Genomic DNA, 16,021 nt, shown 5'->3' with positions numbered 1-16,021 from the left:
ATTTAGTTATATTTTATCACTATTTTTCAATTTTATCCAAATACAAAAAAGCTACGAAAAACTTTTGGACGTTTTTCGTAGCTTTGATAGATTTTATTTAGCCATTCCTATTACCTGTTTGAAAAATGCACCTCCTTCTGTGATACTAAGTGAACTATCTTTTAAATTTGTGAAAATAACTAGTACATCTGTATCTTTTCCTTTTGATTCCAAATAAGGGAAATCTACTGTAACTAATTCCGTATCTTTACTAACTTTGTCTCCTTCTGCCACTTTCATTGTAAAGCCCTCACCGTCTAGTTCTACCGTATCAATTCCAATATGGATTAATATCTCTAAACCAGTTGCTGTTTTAATAGAGATAGCATGTTTAGTAGGGAAGATAGAAGTAATTTCTCCTTCCACTGGAGAATAAATACTTTTCTCAGTTGTTTCCAGTGCAAAACCATCCCCCAAAGCTTTAGAAGAAAAAACTTCATCTTTTACTTTATCAATTGATTTTATAACTCCATTTGCGGGAGAATAGATAATTGTTTTTTTCTTAAAAATTTTCAAATTGATCCTGCTCCTTTTAAATACCGATATATTCTAAGCTAGTTTTTCCTCTCTATTTGTAAATATATAAGCTAGTATCATCGAAACCATCATAGAAATCAGTAGACCAATAATCGCTTGGATGAAGTTAGATGAGTCTTCACCGAAAAATGCTGGTAAAGTAATCACACTACCAAATACAAAGGAGTTTGCCACAACTTGCATCAGTCCTAAGTAGGCTCCACCTGCTGCCCCACCAATAATTTGTGCTAAAAACAATTTTTTATTTTTTACTAAAAGACCGAATAAAGTAGCTTCAATAATAGCTGATAATGCGATTGTAATAAAACCGGTCATTGCAAAACTACGTAATTGGGAATTTTTAGCTTTCAAATAAACACCGATTGTTGTTCCCATTACTGCAAAGTTACATGCAAAGGTGAAAGGTACGATATAATCAAATCCGTATGTAGAAATATTATTAATCATAATTGGATTAACTGCCCAGTGAATACCTAAACTAACTAGTACACTCCAACCTCCACCAACAAGGATTCCTGTTAAAATGCTACTTCTTTCTATTAACCAGTTAACCCCATTTGCTACTAATTCCCCACCATACACACCAATTGGCCCGATAATAATGACAGTTAAAGGAACCATAATTGCTAATGATACAAGCGGAATTAACACTAGTTTAAGATTTTCTGGAACTTTTTTATCAAGAAATTTATACAAATAAGAAAATGCCCAAATAGACAAAATAATTGGAACTACTGTCGAATTATAATTCATTAAAACTACTGGTATCCCGAAGAAATCTGTCGTTGCACCATTTCCTGCATTCCCTAATAACCCAATAAAGTCTGGATTTATTAAAGCCGCTCCAATCAAGGCTGAGAGATAAGGACTTGCGCCAAAGCGTCTCGCAGAAGTAAATGCTAGTAAAACAGGTAAGAAGTAAAATACACTCATACTTGTTGCATATATTATCGTATAAGTCCCACTATTTTCGCTAATCCATCCTAATTGTACACATAAGATTAACAAACCACGTAAAATCCCTGAGCCTGCTAAAGCTGGCAATAAGGGGGCAAAAATTGCTGAAACGGAGGAGAATATCTTACTTATCACACTTTCAGAAGAAGTATTATTATCATTTGGTTCTAAATTCCCAGTGCCCTTAACCAAATTTTCAAATTCGTCATATAGTTTGGGTACTTCTGTTCCAATCAACAGTTGGTACTGTCCCGCTTTATTTACGACATTAATGACGCCTTCGATACTTTTTACTTCTTCATCATTTGCCTTGGACGTATCTTTTAAGGTTAATCTTAGCCTAGTAGCACAATGCGTCATATTAGCAATATTTTCTGCTCCACCAATATGTTCGAGAATTTCTTTTGCCATTAATTTATAATCCATTCTGTCCACATCCTTTTAAGTTAGTATTTATTAATTAGAGCTCGTTAAAAATGCAAGCATTAATTGATTAGCTTCGATAGCATCATTTTTATCAATTATCGTTTGAATACGGTTTAATCCCACCTGATCAATTATCTTATTAAGTTGTGTGATCATTCGAATATTTTGTTCACATTCCTTAGTAGCATTTTCGATTACTGGGAAGGTATCAAAATAAATAACGCCATCATATTGATGTTTTCTAATATAATACAAGAATTCTAGTGTTTTAAAAGGAGTTGCAGAACCAATCATTAAGCCATCATCATTTAAGCCGTATCCATCATTTAGGTGAATACCAAATAATTTATCTCGACTCCCAAAAATTTCAGCAGCAAAAGCAGGATTCTCATGTTTCATTAACATATGACAATAATCTAGTGTAATACCCACATTATCTCGGTTAATTTCATTTAACATCATTCCAGCTAGCCCCATACTATCGATAAAAGCATATGCTCTCGGTTGAAATGGTTTATACTCAATGCTAATTTTCAAATCTGGCGCATAGTCTGCAATTTCAATGAAAGCATCTCTAATTTGGTTCCAAACCTTTTGGTAATTAATTTGAAAACTGTAGTCGAAGCCATCAAATCCTAACCAAATAGTAACCACTTTTCCGCCAGCACTGCGGCAATAATCAGCAGCGTTTTTACAAAGCTCTAACGCATGTGCGGAAATTTTCGCATCAGCATTTCCCAATTCACCGTTAATAAATTCTCCTCGGAAGCGTAATGCTACACCGTTTAACTTTAAATCATGCGCTTCCATCATTGTTTTAATTTCAGAAGCTTCAAATTTTTCAATATGCTCTGGGTAGTTCAAATCTACATATCCTAAACCTAATTGTTTAAACTGTTCAAATACTTTTTTTAAATCATTTTCATAAACTGGTAAAAATGAATTAATCCTTGTTGCTAATTTCATTTGTTTCCCTCCATATTTTTAAGATGAGATAAGCATATCATATAAATGAATCGCTTACAATCATATTTTTTCATTTTATTTCAATTTATTTCATATTGTTCCAAATTTAATCAAATAAATCCTATTTACAATAATTTTTAGCGTTGTCTTGAAATAGCTTAATTTAATAAGTGTTAATCTGTACTTATATCGTTTCTTGGCTTTCACCACGTTTTATTTAGAGCCATTACAAAAAATGCGTTGTTTTTTGATAAAAAAGGGGGGTATGCTACTTCTATAGTTCTTATTGAAATTAGTATTGTCGCTATTCTGATTTAACTTTCATCCGTGTTGAAAGTTAAAAATAGGCATTAAAAAAAAGCAATTCTCATGTCTTTCTTCTGAGAATTGCTTTTTTTAACTAGTCAACAGTATCCATTTATTAAGGACGCTGTTTTTCAGTTTTACTTTTAACAGTTTGATTGGGAAGAAAACTTTCAAACCAGTCGTTCAAATCGTCTTCTTCTGCTTCATTGATATTATGACCGATAAAATAGCGATGTTTTTCAACATCACAGCCCATTTTTGCAAAGTGCGCTGCAATTTTATCCGCTTCTTTTACTTGAAAGACAGCATCTTCTAAGCCATGACCAATAAATATCCGCTTGTTTTTAAGCATTAAATTCGCAGGTCGAGTTTCCATAAATGTTGGCAAACGACCACTTAAAATTGCCGCAGCTTTATACTGACCACCATAACTTTGCATAATCGCTGTAGTCAAAATAGCGCCTTGATCAAAGCCTGCTAGGAAAATCTGATTTTTATCAATCGAATCGTAGTTTTTACAAATATCACCAATAAATTCTGCCACACGTAGGCTTGTAAAATCTATCTCATGCACATTTGGATCCCCTTCAAGAACCATATGATAAAACCCAAAACTAGGTCCATATTCAATATCTCCACGTAGCGAAACAACCACAAACCGGTCCATCAGTAATTCAAGACGTCCAGCCATATCAAGCTCATCGCCACCAAAACCATGAATTCCGAATATTACTGGGAACGTTTCTCCCTTTTTCCTTCCAATTGGTTCATAAATATCATACGCATACATTCTCATTTCTACACCAGCCTTATAACAGTTTTTTTAGAACTTCTGCTTCTTCATCAGTTAGTGTAATCCCTTTTCCCATTTTTTCATGGTCTTCTGCCCAGTCGCGAATATCGTATTTAGCAGGGCGACCGTTCCAACTTATTCGATTTAGTTCTTTTCGCCAGCCACGCGCATTTTCGGATAATACACCAACTTCTTCGATAATTTCGTATTCAATATTAGCCAAAATAACCCCTACCTTTTCTGTTTCTATAATTATCATACTATCAAATATTTACCCCAAATAACATTCAAACAATCGTTAATTATAAAAAAACACCCTTCCTACTAGAATTTTTGAATTGATTGCGTTACGATTAGAAAAGTAGGAAATAGTTTGGAGGTGCTTAAAATTGAAAAACGAAACAACGGACTATTTACTAGAAACGTGCTTAATGGCAGGTAAAATTATGATGGAAAGTGGTGCAGAAATGTACCGAGTGGAAGATACAATGAACCGGATTGCCAACATTGCTAGTAACAAAAAAGGGATTAGCTTTGTGACACCAACGGGCATTTTCATGTCACTTGAAGGCGAACGAAATGTACAATTGCAGCAAATCCCAACAAGAACAATTAATTTAGAAAAAGTTTCCTTAGTTAATGAATTATCAAGAGATTTTGCTGAAAAAAGGATTAATTTAAAAGATTTACATACAAAACTTACATATTTAGATAAAGATGTTCGCCATTTTCCACTTTGGTTGCAAATTTTTGCTGCCTCACTAGTTAGTGGCTCGTTAATGATTATTTTTGGCGGAAGCTGGTTTGATTTTATTCCTACTTGTATAATGGGAGCGATTGGATTTATCATTTTCTATTACACGCAAATCTTTATGAAAGTAAAATTTTTGGCGGAATTTTTAGCCTCTTTAACAGTTGGATTATTAGCTGTATTTACTATTTCTATCGGATTAGGTATTAATTTGGATAAGATGATTATCGGTGGAGTGATGCCACTTGTTCCAGGAGTTCCAATTACCAATGCTGTTCGGGATTTAATCGCAGGACATTTACTTAGCGGAATGGCACGTGGAACAGAAGCACTCCTTACTTCTTGTGCAATCGGAATTGGAATAGCGGTTGTCTTCCGCTTTTTCTTATAAAGGAGGTCGCAATATGGATTTAGTATGGACGATAATCATTCAATTAGTACTGAGTTATGTGGCGACGGTTACCTTTGCCATTATCACCAATGTACCCAAAAGAGCACTTAATGCTTGTGGTATTACCGGTACATTCGGTTGGATGGCTTACTGGACTTTAATGCAAATGGATTCTGGAACAGGTGCCTCTTCATTAGCTGGAGCTTTTGTTGTTGCTGTTCTTAGCCATTTTTTTGCCAAATATAAAAAAATGCCGATTACGATTTTTAATGTTCCGGGAATTGTTCCACTTGTTCCTGGGGGGCTTGCATACCAAGCAGTACGTAATTTCGTGTTAGGTAACTATACGGAGGCAATTGGCTTTTCTGTTCAAGTAACAGTGGTTGCAGGAGCTATCGCAGCAGGACTTATGCTTTCAGAAGTCTTCAATCATAGTATTCGCACCTTTAGAGAACGAAAAGAACGAATTTAAAAAACGACTAAAACCGGTAACAAGGCGGATTTAGCCGTTTTTTTATAGCTTTATTTTAGATTGGATAATGTTGCGCAAATCTTTTTCGTAGCTGGGTAGACCTCGCTATATACATCATATAGTTTTCGATATTTCTCGACATTTTCCTTTTTCGGTTTAAACGTGTCTTTTTTATATTGAACGAAAACATCTCGACAGCTTTCAAAATCTTTAAACCAAGCAGTTCCAACCGCAGCAATCATACACGCTCCAACACCCGGACCTTGTTCCACCTCTATACGAATAATTTCTGCATTAAAAATATCAGCCTGCATTTGCATCCAATCTGCGTTCCTTGCCCCTCCACCAACACTGATAATCCGCTTGAATTTTTTGTTTTTAGCCGCTTCCATTAAGACCTGTGCATCCTTCAAACTAAATGTAATACCTTCTAAAACCGCACGGGCAAAATGTTTCAACTCATGGCGCGTATCGATTCCAATAAAACTACCACGAATTTTTGCATCAATATGAGGTGTTCGCTCGCCAACGATATAAGGAGTAAAAAGTAGACCTTCACTCCCTGGGGCAACAGTATGAACACTGGCAAGCAATTCTTGGAAACTCAAATCTCTTCCAAAAGTATTTTTAAACCAATTAAGCGAGTTTCCAGCCGCAAGCGTTACTCCCATCGAATAATATACTTCTGGAACAATATGATTGAAAAAGTGTAATTTCCCTTGATAATTTACTATATCACGCTCAAACGCACTGAAAACGCCACTCGTTCCAAGTGAAACAAGTGCATAATCCTCGTTTACTATTCCGGCTCCAAGTGCTGCACAAGCATTATCTGCTCCACCTGCAAAAACTTTCACTACTTGTTTTAATCCAAAACGTTTTACATATTCTTCCTTCACTACACCAACTTGTTCTAAAGAAGAAACCACAGCCGGTAAAATCTCGCTATCAATTTCAAATTTATCACAAATAGCAGTTGACCATTGTTGTTTTTCTATATCAAATAAAGATGTTCCAGCAGCATCTGAGTATTCACATGACATATTTCCAGTTAAGACAAATGCTAGATAATCTTTTGGTAACATAATTTTACGTACTTTCGCCCAAACTTCTGGTTTATTTTGTTTTAACCATAAAATTTTTGGCAAAGTAAAGCCTTCTAGAACGATATTTTTGGTGATGTTAATTATTTCCTCTCCATATCGTTCCATAATTTCTGTGCACTGTTTGGTTGTCCGTACATCATTCCATAAAATCGCTGGATATACTACTTCTTCTTCTGCGCCTAACGTCACTAGTGAATGCATCTGTCCAGAAAAACTGATTGCCTCTAGTTCAGCACCGAAATCCGCTACAACAAAACCAAGCTTTGTCATTACTTTTTCCAGCCCAATCACCCAGTATTCTGGATGCTGCTCCGAAAATCCAGGCGCCGGTGAGTCGATAGTATACTCCGAAGAAGCCTCAGCAATTAAGTGGCCCGCCTTATTCATAACAATTCCTTTTAGTGAACTTGTTCCAAGATCAATTCCTAGTACGTAACCCATTTGCTAAAACTCCTTTATTTAAAAGATATAATCATTCAACACCGATTTTACATGTTCGATATGGCTAGATTTCAGTTGAATATCATCTCCATGTTGATACGCATATTTTGAGAGTGATTCCAAATCCTCTTTGTTTTCTAGAATGGATTTCCCAATCTCTGTATCCACCCATTTACCATAGCGTTCACGAAGGATATTCTCGATAAACTTATCTTCTGTTAATTTAGCTGCTGCTTTTAACCCTCGTGCGAACGTGTCCATTCCTGCAATATGTGCAAGTAATAAGTCTTCCATCGCAAACGAAGAACGTCTCACTTTTGCATCAAAATTAATACCACCTGGTGCGATGCCGCCGTTTTGTAAAATTTCATACATCGCAAGTGTTACATCAACAACATTTGTCGGAAATTCATCGGTATCCCACCCAAGTAACATATCTCCTTGGTTGGCATCAATTGAGCCAAGAGCGTCGTAATCACGAGCTACACGTAATTCATGTTCAAAAGTGTGTCCAGCAAGTGTGGCATGGTTTGCTTCTAAGTTCAGCTTAAAATCACCTGCTAAACCATATTTTTGGATAAATGCCATGGTTGTTGCCGCATCAAAATCATATTGATGTTTGGACGGTTCTTTCGGTTTTGGTTCAATTAAAAATTGCGGTTTATGACCAATCTTTTCGGCATAGGCAACTACCATTTTAAATAAACGAGCAATGTTGTCTTGTTCAAATTTCATATCCGTGTTTAAAAGCGTTTCGTAACCCTCGCGACCACCCCAAAATACATAGTTTGCCCCATCTAGTTTCTTAGAGATGTCTAGCCCTTTTTTCACTTGCGCTGCTGCATAAGCAAATACTTCTGGGTCATTTGTCGAGCCGGCGCCATTATTAAAACGAGGATGAGAAAACATATTCGCTGTGTTCCATAGTAATTTAATACCAGTTTCGTCCATTTTCACTCTAATTAAATCAGTAATTTCGTCTAAGTTATCCATGAAATCCTCAATAGAATTGCCTGCTGGTGCTACGTCAATATCATGGAAACAAAAATATTCCACGCCCAATTTTTCAAGAATTTCAAAAAATGCTTCCACACGATTCTTCGCTGTTTCCATCTCCGTTTGACCAATCCAAGTCCGCTCATTTATAGCCATACCGAACGGATCACTACCATCTTGTGTCATCGTATGCCAGTAAGCTACTGCAAAACGCAAATGTTCTTTCATTGGTTTTCCTAGAACTACCTCGTCTGCTTGATAGTGCCGAAATGCCAAGCTGTTTCTCGTATTCTTACCTTCAAATTGAATTTTTTCTACTTGTGGAAAATAGCTCATTGTATATATCCTCCTTTTAGATTTATCATTTATATAGTTAGTTGTTTCGTCGAACTAACTATATAATACCCTTTTCCCTACTTCTTTGTAAAGCAGTTTCAACAAATAAATATAAATAAAAACTGCAGAGATAAACACCTCTACAGTTTTTTTACTAAAATTCATTTCTTGAAAATGATTTTTTGCGATTCAAGACCGAGTACTTGTCTTGTAATAAGTGCTACTCCACCAAGTAAAGAGGAATCGTAAATATCATGCTCCGTAAACTTTATTTGCGTCTCACCTAATGGATTCAGTTCCTTATACTTCACTGAAATACGTTCCAATAACTCCGGAAATTGCGATAAAGAACGCGACGATAAGAATATCGCATCAGGAGCGCTATATTGCACTAGATTATAGGTGATCTGCGAAATAGCCGAAATCCATTCATCTACAACTGCTAACACGTATTCATTGCCTGTTTTAATTAATGCTACGAATTCGTCCACGGTTAAATCTGCTTTTTTTTCATGTTTGGCCACTTTTTCGATGATTGCTTTTTCGGAGTAAAGTTCTTCTAATCGATATACTTGCTTATCTTTCCAAATAACAGAGCGACCTATTTCACCAGCCAAACCCTCTACACCATGATAAAGTTGCTCGTTAATAATTGTTCCAACGCCAATTCCATTATGGATATTAAGCGCAATCAAATTGTTTAGCGGTTCCGCATCTGCATGATTCCAAAAATCTCGAATCGAAATAGCTGTTAAATTCGCCTCATTTTCAAAACGAATCGGTACCTTGACTACTTCTTGCAATGCATCAAGTAACGAAAAAGAATCTAATTCTAAAAACGGGCTATAGCGGATCTTATTATCATAAACAGGCGCATGGGTCGATACAGCAATTCCTAAAAGCCCTTTCTTCGTATCAAATGTTGGTAGTAGACCGATAATCTTTTTCATCATTTGAAAAACATCTTTTATGCTCTTCCCAATTAGTCTAAGAGATTCTTTTTGAATTACTTCGCCATTTAAATAATTGACAGAATATCTTAAATGCCTGGCCCCCATATCGAAAGCTAAAACATAACCGTAGTGATAGTTAAATTGGATTAAATTTGGTTTGCGTCCACCAACATTACTAGATTCGCCAATGCCAAGTTCCTCGATAAGACCAAGCTCATGAAGCTCACGAACAATTGATGAAACAGTAGATTTTTGTAGATGAATGGAACTCGCAATCGCACTTCGAGAGGTTGGTCCAGCATTAAAAAGCGTTTTTAATACTAACTTCTTATTGTTCTCTCGCATCACATCTTGATCTGTTTTTTGAGTCATACTTACATAATCCTTTCTTACCACTCGTTTTATTTTCTACTAAAAAGTATATCACATTTTTCAACAAATAAATGAGCCTATGTATACGCCAAAAAAAGAAGCTAAAACGAATTATCATTTTAGCTTCCGATTTTTAACGTCGAGCGATATTCACAGTTGTAAACACGAATTTATCATAACGGTGCCGCGACTTCGAAAATTCAAAAGCAAGCCCATTATTTAAATACACGGTTTGCTCTACTTCGACAACCGGATCATCAGAAGCACAGTCTAAATATTGCTGATCAAGCAAGGTCGCTTTATCTGCGCGAATTTGTTTATAAGAACTCGCAATTTTCAAATTGAGATTATCTTGAATGTAGGAATAAATCGAGCCTTCCAAAATTTGTTGGTTAATTCCGGGAATAACACCAACAGGCATATACGTATGCTCGAGTACATATGGTTCATCTTTTACTAGGCGCACACGTAAAATATCATAAATCGGTGTTTCCATTTCGATGTGAAGACGTTCGGCAATTTCTTCAGTTGGAAAAATAACTTTAAATTCAATAACCTTGCTAATCACTTTTTTGCCATTTAAAAGTTTTGTGAAGCCATTTACTTCTTGGTTGTGAATCTGCAATCGGTCCGCGTCCAGTGCCGATTTGATAATGAAAGTACCATGTCCACGTTTCCGGTAAAGCAATCCTTCAAGTACAAGTACCTCAAGCGCTTTTTTCATTGTCATTCGACTACAATCAAACTCTTTCGCCAAAGTTATCTCGTCAGGAATAGGTTGATTGAGCGGATATGCGTGATTCATAATTCTTTTTCGGATTTCTTCAGCTATGAAACTATATTTTGTTTGATTCTGAGCCACGGAAGTTCACCTCTTTACACATAATAGTTTTATTTTATCATATTTAGTCTTCAAATCCATTGTTTTTTGCAAGTTCTTTGTACCAATGACCAGATGCTTTAATTGTTCGTCTGAAGTTATTATCCAAGTCAACTTCTACTAAGCCATAGCGGTTTTTGTAAGCATTTGCCCAGCTCCAACAATCCATAAATGTCCAAAGGTGGTAACCATTACAATTCGCGCCTTCTTCTATTGCTTTATGCAACCATTTCAAATGACTCTTAATAAAATCAATCCGGTAAGTATCTTCAATCATCCCGTCCACATTCCGGTAGCGGCTTTCTCCTTCCACACCCATGCCATTTTCAGAAATAAAGAACGGAATATTGTCGTAGTTATCACGCAAATTAATCGCAATATCATAAATCGCTCTTTCAAAAATTTCCCAACCGCGATATGGATTCATTTTACGATAAGGCATTTCGTAATTATCAAAAAGATGTTCTGGCATAAATGGAGCATCCGGATGTGCTGCGTATTCTTTTGCTTTCACACGGCGTGGTTGATAGTAATTGACTCCTAAAATATCAATAATGTTGTTTTTAATTATCGCTAAATCTTCTTCTGTATAAGTTGGAAGTGCATCATGTTCACGAATAATTTCTACAAGATCTGCTGGGAATTCTCCTTTTGTAACTGGATCTAAGAAACTACGATTAAAAATCAAATCAGCTATGTGAGCTGCTTTGACATCTGCTGGGTTTTGGCTACGTGGATAAGATGGTGTTAAGTTTAAGATAATCCCGATTTGACCGCTAGGAATCTTTAGATCATGGAATTCTTTAACTGCCAATGCATGTGCAAGTGTCGTATGATAAGCCACTTGTACTGCGCGCTTAAAGTCAACTACATTTGGGAAATGCATATCATATAAATATCCTGCTTCTACTGGTACAATTGGTTCGTTAAAAGTAAACCAATGTTTCACGCGGTCACCGAATAATTCAAAACAAGTTTTAGCAAAAGTAGCATAAGCATCTACTACTTCACGACTTTCAAAGCCACCTTTTTCTTGCATCGACATTGGCATATCGAAGTGGTATAAATTCATAAATGGTTCAACGTTATTTGCTAACATTTCATCAATAACACGATTATAAAAATCTACCGCTTTGGGATTTATTTCACCGATACCATCTGGGATTAGACGAGACCACTGAATAGATGTCCGGAACGAGTTATGTCCTGTTTGTTTCATTAAAGCAATATCTTCTTTGTATTGATAATAGAAGTTGGAAGTATTCGCAGGTCCAACATCATTAAAGAAACGTCCTGGTTCCATATCATACCAATGGTCCCAAATACTAGGTTTTCTGCCATCTACATTTGCTGCACCTTCTGTTTGAGGTCCGGAAGCGGCACTACCCCACCAAAAATTTTCTGGAAATTTATAAGTCATTATTTCTTACCTCCAATAATTATTTGCTTTCATTATACCTTATTTTTTTAAAAGTATAAACTTATTTATTCAAAAGTTTGTTTTTAATTTTTATTTCATATGGTATTGCCAAAAATGCGCTAATCGTCTACAATAAAAAAGTCGTATAAGTTCGGTAATATGGACCGATCGTTTCTACCAGGCAACCGTAAAATGCCAGGCTACGAGCTAATGTAAATTTCATAGGGATTTTTTGCTATTTTTATTTTTTATTCCCTTTTTTACCTATGCTCTTTCCGTTATGTGCGACAACATAAATAGGGAGGCTTTTTTTAATGGAAAAATTTTTCAAATTACGCGAGAATAAGACGACTGTTCGAACAGAGATACTCGCGGGGCTAACGACTTTTTTATCAATGGCTTATGTACTTTTCGTCAATCCATCTATGCTGGCAACAACAGGAATGGAATTAAAAGCAGTATTTGTAGCAACCATACTAGCTTCGGTAGTTGGTTCCCTTGCAATGGGATTAATCGCCAACTATCCAATCGGGCTCGCACCAGGTATGGGATTAAACGCATTTTTTGCTTATACTGTATGTGCGCAGTGGGGTATTCCTTGGCAGACGGCACTCGCTGGCGTTCTAGTTTCCGGATTAGTTTTCATTTGTTTAACACTTTCCGGTATTCGTGAAAAAATTGTCAATGCAATCCCTTCTGAACTAAAATTTGCTGTTGGTGCTGGAATCGGCTTTTTCATTGCTTTTCTAGGGCTGAAAAATGCTGGAATTATTGTACCAAATGATTCTACAATCGTTGCATTAGGTGACTTGCATTCTGGACCAGTTTTGCTTGCTGTTTTTGGAATCATTATTACCGTTTGTTATATGACACTTGGTTGGAAAGGCGCGATTTTCTTTGGAATGGCAACGACTGCTATTGCAGGAATGATTTTCGGACTAATTGATGTACCTACACAAGTTGTTTCTTCCGTACCAAGTATTGCACCAACTTTTGGTCAAGCAGTTATTCATTTACCAGATATTTTCACCCCACAAATGTTAATTGTTATTTTAACCTTTTTCTTCATTGATTTCTTTGACACAGCAGGAACTCTCGTTGCCGTTGCGACACAAGCTGGGTTTGTAAAAGATAACAAGATTCCGCGTGCTGGACGTTCGCTTTTCTCTGACTCGATTGCAACCGTATTTGGGGCAATCTTCGGAACATCAACGACTACTTCTTATGTAGAATCTACTGCCGGTGTTGCTGTTGGCGGTCGGACTGGTTTAACTGCCGTTGTTATCGCGATTTGTTTCTCTTTATCGCTCTTCTTTTCTCCGCTTCTTGGTGTTATTACAAGTGCTGTTACAACACCAGCACTCGTGATTGTAGGAATATTAATGATTGGAAATGTAGCACATATTGATTGGACGAAATTTGAAGTTGCTGTGCCTGCATTCTTCGTTGTACTAATGATGGTACTTACTTTCTCCATCGCAACTGGTATCGCAATCGGCTTCATCTTTTATCCAATTACAATGGCGCTTAAGGGACGCTATAAAGAAGTCCATCCGATTATGTATGTGATGATGGTGCTGTTTATATTGTATTTCATATTTGTCGTTTAAAACGCAAAAGACCGCGGATAGTTACCTGTCCGCAGTCTTTTTTTAATCATAATAGACAATCATAAAATTTTTGCCTCGTTCTTCGTCATATCCTTGTACAAAATCAGTTTCTTCTAGTTGCTCTAAATCTTTCACAACAACTGAAATATTTTTTCCTAATTTCATTGTCTTACGGATTTTTTTCGATAATCTTTCCCGTTTTTCTTCATCTAATTGAAAACTTTCTGGAAAGCGTACATTATTTTCCTTTTCAAAGGTATCCACCATTGTATTAAATTCCGTAATTTCTTCTGGCTTTTCAATCGTTGTTCGAGCAAATTCAGCTATATTGAGTGTCTCTTCACCTGCTAAATATTCTGTTGTTGCTTTGACAAAGTTAGATTTATCAAGTAACGATTCCTCGCGTTGTTTAATATAATCAGTACAAACTTCTACAAATCCCTCGGTATAGAATTTTTCATCCGTAATCTTTTCTATTCCTAAAAACTTATCTTTCCAATAAACCGAATCCCCTCGATTAAGCCTATCAAGGATTAATACTTTATTACCTGAGTCTTGTTCTAAATTAAAAATTAAGCACCCCTTATCTAAATCTGTCCCCGTAATCCCTTTATCATAACCAATTTGGAATTCCTGGCCATTAAAATCATTTTTTAAAAAGACTTCTTTATTTTCGACTTTAAAAATTCCGATACCATTTGTGAAATCTCCGTCCACAACACAACCTTCAATGAAGAAGAGCCACACGTCACCGCTTTTAATGTTCGGATGGGTTGTTTCTCGATATAAATGTTCCAATATCTTCTTTGATTCATCTAGAAATTCTTCTTCATAGAGAAACATATTGGCCGCATAAGTTCGGACTTCATTAAAATCCAAATCGGTTTCATGGGTAAACTGATAGTATTCATCTTTTTTAAATGGCTCCAAAAAAATCGAAGCAAGTGTTTGATTCATTTCGGAACCAATATCAGCAAGTACATTGGAAGATACTTCTGTCCCCTCTTCTCTCGCTTTATTCCCCGCAAAATGGACTACGAGTTTGGTTATTTTTGCATAAGAAAAATCTGGCATTTCTTTATCATCCTATCTTTTATAAAATGGTTATTTCCTGTATACTAATTTTATTATCCGCAAAAAGGAGGCGAAAACAATGGTTCCCGTAGATTTTGAAGATCGTGTATACGAGGTAGTTCGACAAATCCCACTTGGCAAAGTAACTACTTATGGTCAAATCGCATATAAAATCGGTTTTCCCAAAAATTCTAGGCTCGTTGGTGCCACGCTAAAACACTCTAAGCGTGACAAAATCACCCCATGCCATCGTGTCGTAAATGCAGCTGGTCGGCTTGTTCCAAATTGGGATGAACAACGCGAATTACTTATGTCAGAAGGTGTTCAATTGAAGGCAAATGGTCATGTCGATTTAAAAACTTACTTTTGGCAATAAACTTGATAACCACGCCCAACATCCTGAACGCCATGCGAATCCGAACCATATATAAACGGAATTTGTAATTGATTAGCTAAAAGAACAATCTCTTTTGGCGGGTAAGTCTCTCCGCATAGTGGTTTAAATAATCCCGCTGTATTAAAATCAAGTTCATAACCTCGCTTTTTCACTAATGAAAGCACCTGTTGAAACTGTGCTTTCACCTCACTAGAGAGCAGATTTTTTTCTGGTCCAAAATACTGCCAAAATTTTTGACACAAAGAAATATGTCCTATCCTGGTCGGCTTATAGTTTCCTAAGTCTACTTCAATCGACTGCTTGATTCCTTCCAAATAAGCAAGTTGTGCTTGTTCAAAACCCGCGTAAAATTGAACAATACCGGTGTCATAATCTTCCGCTGAGAAATCAATCGAACGATAGCCTCCTTGTCCCGCTAAAAAATGCAGCGATAAAATCCCATCATCTGTTTGCGGTCCATACTCATTTAAAAAATCCTGTGTAAAATCTTCATATCCTATTAAATAATCCACTTCAAAACCAATATGTATTAATAAATCCCTCGCATATTTTTTCTTCAAATGTGTCATTTTTTTCAAATAGTAAGGCACATCACTAAACGCCATACTTGCCGTCTCAACTGCTTCTTTATCTCCGGCTGTTTCTTGTATAAATTCATTAGGAAGTGGTGCATGCTCAACAATGGAGTATTCATCAAAATCTAGTTCGATTGCTCTTAAAATCATTTCTTCTACATCTTCTCGCGTCCCATGCGGACAAAATTCTGTATGCGTATGTCCATCTCGTTTCATACTCTTC

General features: G+C 36.2%; 16 protein-coding genes and 1 riboswitch. Of the genes, 4 read left to right on the top strand and 12 right to left on the bottom strand.

From position 1 onward, the window contains the following. Positions 1–93: 93 nt before the first annotated feature. From JL53_RS03180 to JL53_RS03160, 5 genes are all read right to left on the bottom strand, one after another. Positions 94–555 carry a PTS sugar transporter subunit IIA gene (locus tag JL53_RS03180; RefSeq protein ID WP_038406741.1) on the bottom strand — a complete coding sequence of 154 codons (462 nt, stop codon included), beginning with the start codon at positions 553–555 and terminating at the stop codon, positions 94–96. Positions 556–588: 33 nt separating this feature from the next. Continuing rightward, complete coding sequence (locus JL53_RS03175) at positions 589–1,959, bottom strand: PTS transporter subunit EIIC (protein ID WP_038406740.1); 1,371 nt, start codon at positions 1,957–1,959, stop codon at positions 589–591. 30 nt (positions 1,960–1,989) lie between these two features. Next, positions 1,990–2,925 (bottom strand): sugar phosphate isomerase/epimerase family protein, encoded by a 936-nt coding sequence (locus JL53_RS03170; RefSeq protein WP_003718403.1) that lies wholly within the window; start codon positions 2,923–2,925, stop codon positions 1,990–1,992. Positions 2,926–3,346: 421 nt separating this feature from the next. Continuing rightward, complete coding sequence (locus JL53_RS03165; protein WP_038406739.1) at positions 3,347–4,021, bottom strand: alpha/beta hydrolase; 675 nt, start codon at positions 4,019–4,021, stop codon at positions 3,347–3,349. Between the two features lie 19 nt (positions 4,022–4,040). After that, positions 4,041–4,247 (bottom strand): YdbC family protein, encoded by a 207-nt coding sequence (locus tag JL53_RS03160; protein WP_038408140.1) that lies wholly within the window; start codon positions 4,245–4,247, stop codon positions 4,041–4,043. Positions 4,248–4,413: 166 nt separating this feature from the next. On the opposite strand from JL53_RS03160, the gene JL53_RS03155 reads away from it, so the two are divergent. Together JL53_RS03155 and JL53_RS03150 are read left to right on the top strand one after the other, a co-directional pair. Then, on the top strand, positions 4,414–5,166 hold the full coding sequence (locus JL53_RS03155) for a threonine/serine exporter family protein (RefSeq protein WP_038406738.1): 753 nt from the start codon (positions 4,414–4,416) through the stop codon (positions 5,164–5,166). Between the two features lie 13 nt (positions 5,167–5,179). After that, complete coding sequence (locus JL53_RS03150) at positions 5,180–5,638, top strand: threonine/serine exporter family protein (RefSeq protein ID WP_003718699.1); 459 nt, start codon at positions 5,180–5,182, stop codon at positions 5,636–5,638. Between the two features lie 50 nt (positions 5,639–5,688). Here the strand turns inward: JL53_RS03150 and xylB are convergent, their stop codons facing one another. The 5 genes from xylB to JL53_RS03125 form a co-directional block, all read right to left on the bottom strand. Then, on the bottom strand, positions 5,689–7,185 hold the full coding sequence (gene xylB, locus JL53_RS03145) for a xylulokinase (protein ID WP_038406737.1): 1,497 nt from the start codon (positions 7,183–7,185) through the stop codon (positions 5,689–5,691). An 18-nt stretch (positions 7,186–7,203) separates the two neighbouring features. After that, positions 7,204–8,517 carry a xylose isomerase gene (gene xylA, locus JL53_RS03140; RefSeq protein WP_003718696.1) on the bottom strand — a complete coding sequence of 438 codons (1,314 nt, stop codon included), beginning with the start codon at positions 8,515–8,517 and terminating at the stop codon, positions 7,204–7,206. Positions 8,518–8,678: 161 nt separating this feature from the next. Next, positions 8,679–9,842, bottom strand: a complete 1,164-nt coding sequence (locus JL53_RS03135) for an ROK family transcriptional regulator (protein ID WP_003718695.1) — start codon at positions 9,840–9,842, stop codon at positions 8,679–8,681. Between the two features lie 133 nt (positions 9,843–9,975). Further along, the gene (locus JL53_RS03130; protein WP_038406736.1) at positions 9,976–10,704 is read right to left on the bottom strand and encodes a GntR family transcriptional regulator; all 729 of its coding nucleotides are present in this window, start codon (positions 10,702–10,704) and stop codon (positions 9,976–9,978) included. Between the two features lie 43 nt (positions 10,705–10,747). Next, complete coding sequence (locus JL53_RS03125; RefSeq protein ID WP_038406735.1) at positions 10,748–12,142, bottom strand: 6-phospho-beta-glucosidase GmuD; 1,395 nt, start codon at positions 12,140–12,142, stop codon at positions 10,748–10,750. 121 nt (positions 12,143–12,263) lie between these two features. Beyond that, positions 12,264–12,365: riboswitch (purine riboswitch) on the top strand. A 91-nt stretch (positions 12,366–12,456) separates the two neighbouring features. Between JL53_RS03125 and JL53_RS03120 the strand changes: the two genes are divergently transcribed. After that, on the top strand, positions 12,457–13,752 hold the full coding sequence (locus JL53_RS03120) for an NCS2 family permease (RefSeq protein WP_038406734.1): 1,296 nt from the start codon (positions 12,457–12,459) through the stop codon (positions 13,750–13,752). A gap of 42 nt (positions 13,753–13,794) precedes the next feature. Here JL53_RS03120 and JL53_RS03115 read toward each other — a convergent pair whose 3' ends face one another. Then, a complete protein-coding gene (locus tag JL53_RS03115; protein WP_003718690.1) occupies positions 13,795–14,826 on the bottom strand; it encodes a nucleoid-associated protein in 1,032 nt (343 codons plus the stop codon). Positions 14,827–14,905: 79 nt separating this feature from the next. Between JL53_RS03115 and JL53_RS03110 the strand changes: the two genes are divergently transcribed. Continuing rightward, on the top strand, positions 14,906–15,202 hold the full coding sequence (locus tag JL53_RS03110) for an MGMT family protein (RefSeq protein WP_003718689.1): 297 nt from the start codon (positions 14,906–14,908) through the stop codon (positions 15,200–15,202). Here the strand turns inward: JL53_RS03110 and hisJ are convergent. After that, complete coding sequence (gene hisJ / locus JL53_RS03105) at positions 15,187–16,014, bottom strand: histidinol-phosphatase HisJ (protein WP_003718688.1); 828 nt, start codon at positions 16,012–16,014, stop codon at positions 15,187–15,189. The two genes, JL53_RS03110 and hisJ, sit on opposite strands and share 16 nt — an antisense overlap. Positions 16,015–16,021 lie beyond the last annotated feature (7 nt).

This window comes from Listeria ivanovii subsp. londoniensis (genome assembly GCF_000763495.1).
In the GTDB taxonomy this organism is placed as follows: Bacteria; Bacillota; Bacilli; order Lactobacillales; family Listeriaceae; genus Listeria; species Listeria londoniensis.
This window is presented reverse-complemented; position numbering and strand designations above follow the sequence as displayed.

What these genes read in the sequence shown, in the direction of transcription:
- JL53_RS03125 (WP_038406735.1), bottom strand. Translation starts at nt 12,142, where the DNA reads ATGACTTATAAATTTCCAGAAAATTTTTGGTGGGGTAGTGCCGCTTCC.
- JL53_RS03115 (WP_003718690.1), bottom strand. Translation starts at nt 14,826, where the DNA reads ATGCCAGATTTTTCTTATGCAAAAATAACCAAACTCGTAGTCCATTTT.
- JL53_RS03110 (WP_003718689.1), top strand. Translation starts at nt 14,906, where the DNA reads ATGGTTCCCGTAGATTTTGAAGATCGTGTATACGAGGTAGTTCGACAA.
- JL53_RS03150 (WP_003718699.1), top strand. Translation starts at nt 5,180, where the DNA reads ATGGATTTAGTATGGACGATAATCATTCAATTAGTACTGAGTTATGTG.
- JL53_RS03120 (WP_038406734.1), top strand. Translation starts at nt 12,457, where the DNA reads ATGGAAAAATTTTTCAAATTACGCGAGAATAAGACGACTGTTCGAACA.
- hisJ (WP_003718688.1), bottom strand. Translation starts at nt 16,014, where the DNA reads ATGAAACGAGATGGACATACGCATACAGAATTTTGTCCGCATGGGACG.
- xylB (WP_038406737.1), bottom strand. Translation starts at nt 7,185, where the DNA reads ATGGGTTACGTACTAGGAATTGATCTTGGAACAAGTTCACTAAAAGGA.
- JL53_RS03170 (WP_003718403.1), bottom strand. Translation starts at nt 2,925, where the DNA reads ATGAAATTAGCAACAAGGATTAATTCATTTTTACCAGTTTATGAAAAT.
- JL53_RS03135 (WP_003718695.1), bottom strand. Translation starts at nt 9,842, where the DNA reads ATGACTCAAAAAACAGATCAAGATGTGATGCGAGAGAACAATAAGAAG.
- JL53_RS03165 (WP_038406739.1), bottom strand. Translation starts at nt 4,021, where the DNA reads ATGTATGCGTATGATATTTATGAACCAATTGGAAGGAAAAAGGGAGAA.
- JL53_RS03175 (WP_038406740.1), bottom strand. Translation starts at nt 1,959, where the DNA reads ATGGATTATAAATTAATGGCAAAAGAAATTCTCGAACATATTGGTGGA.
- xylA (WP_003718696.1), bottom strand. Translation starts at nt 8,517, where the DNA reads ATGAGCTATTTTCCACAAGTAGAAAAAATTCAATTTGAAGGTAAGAAT.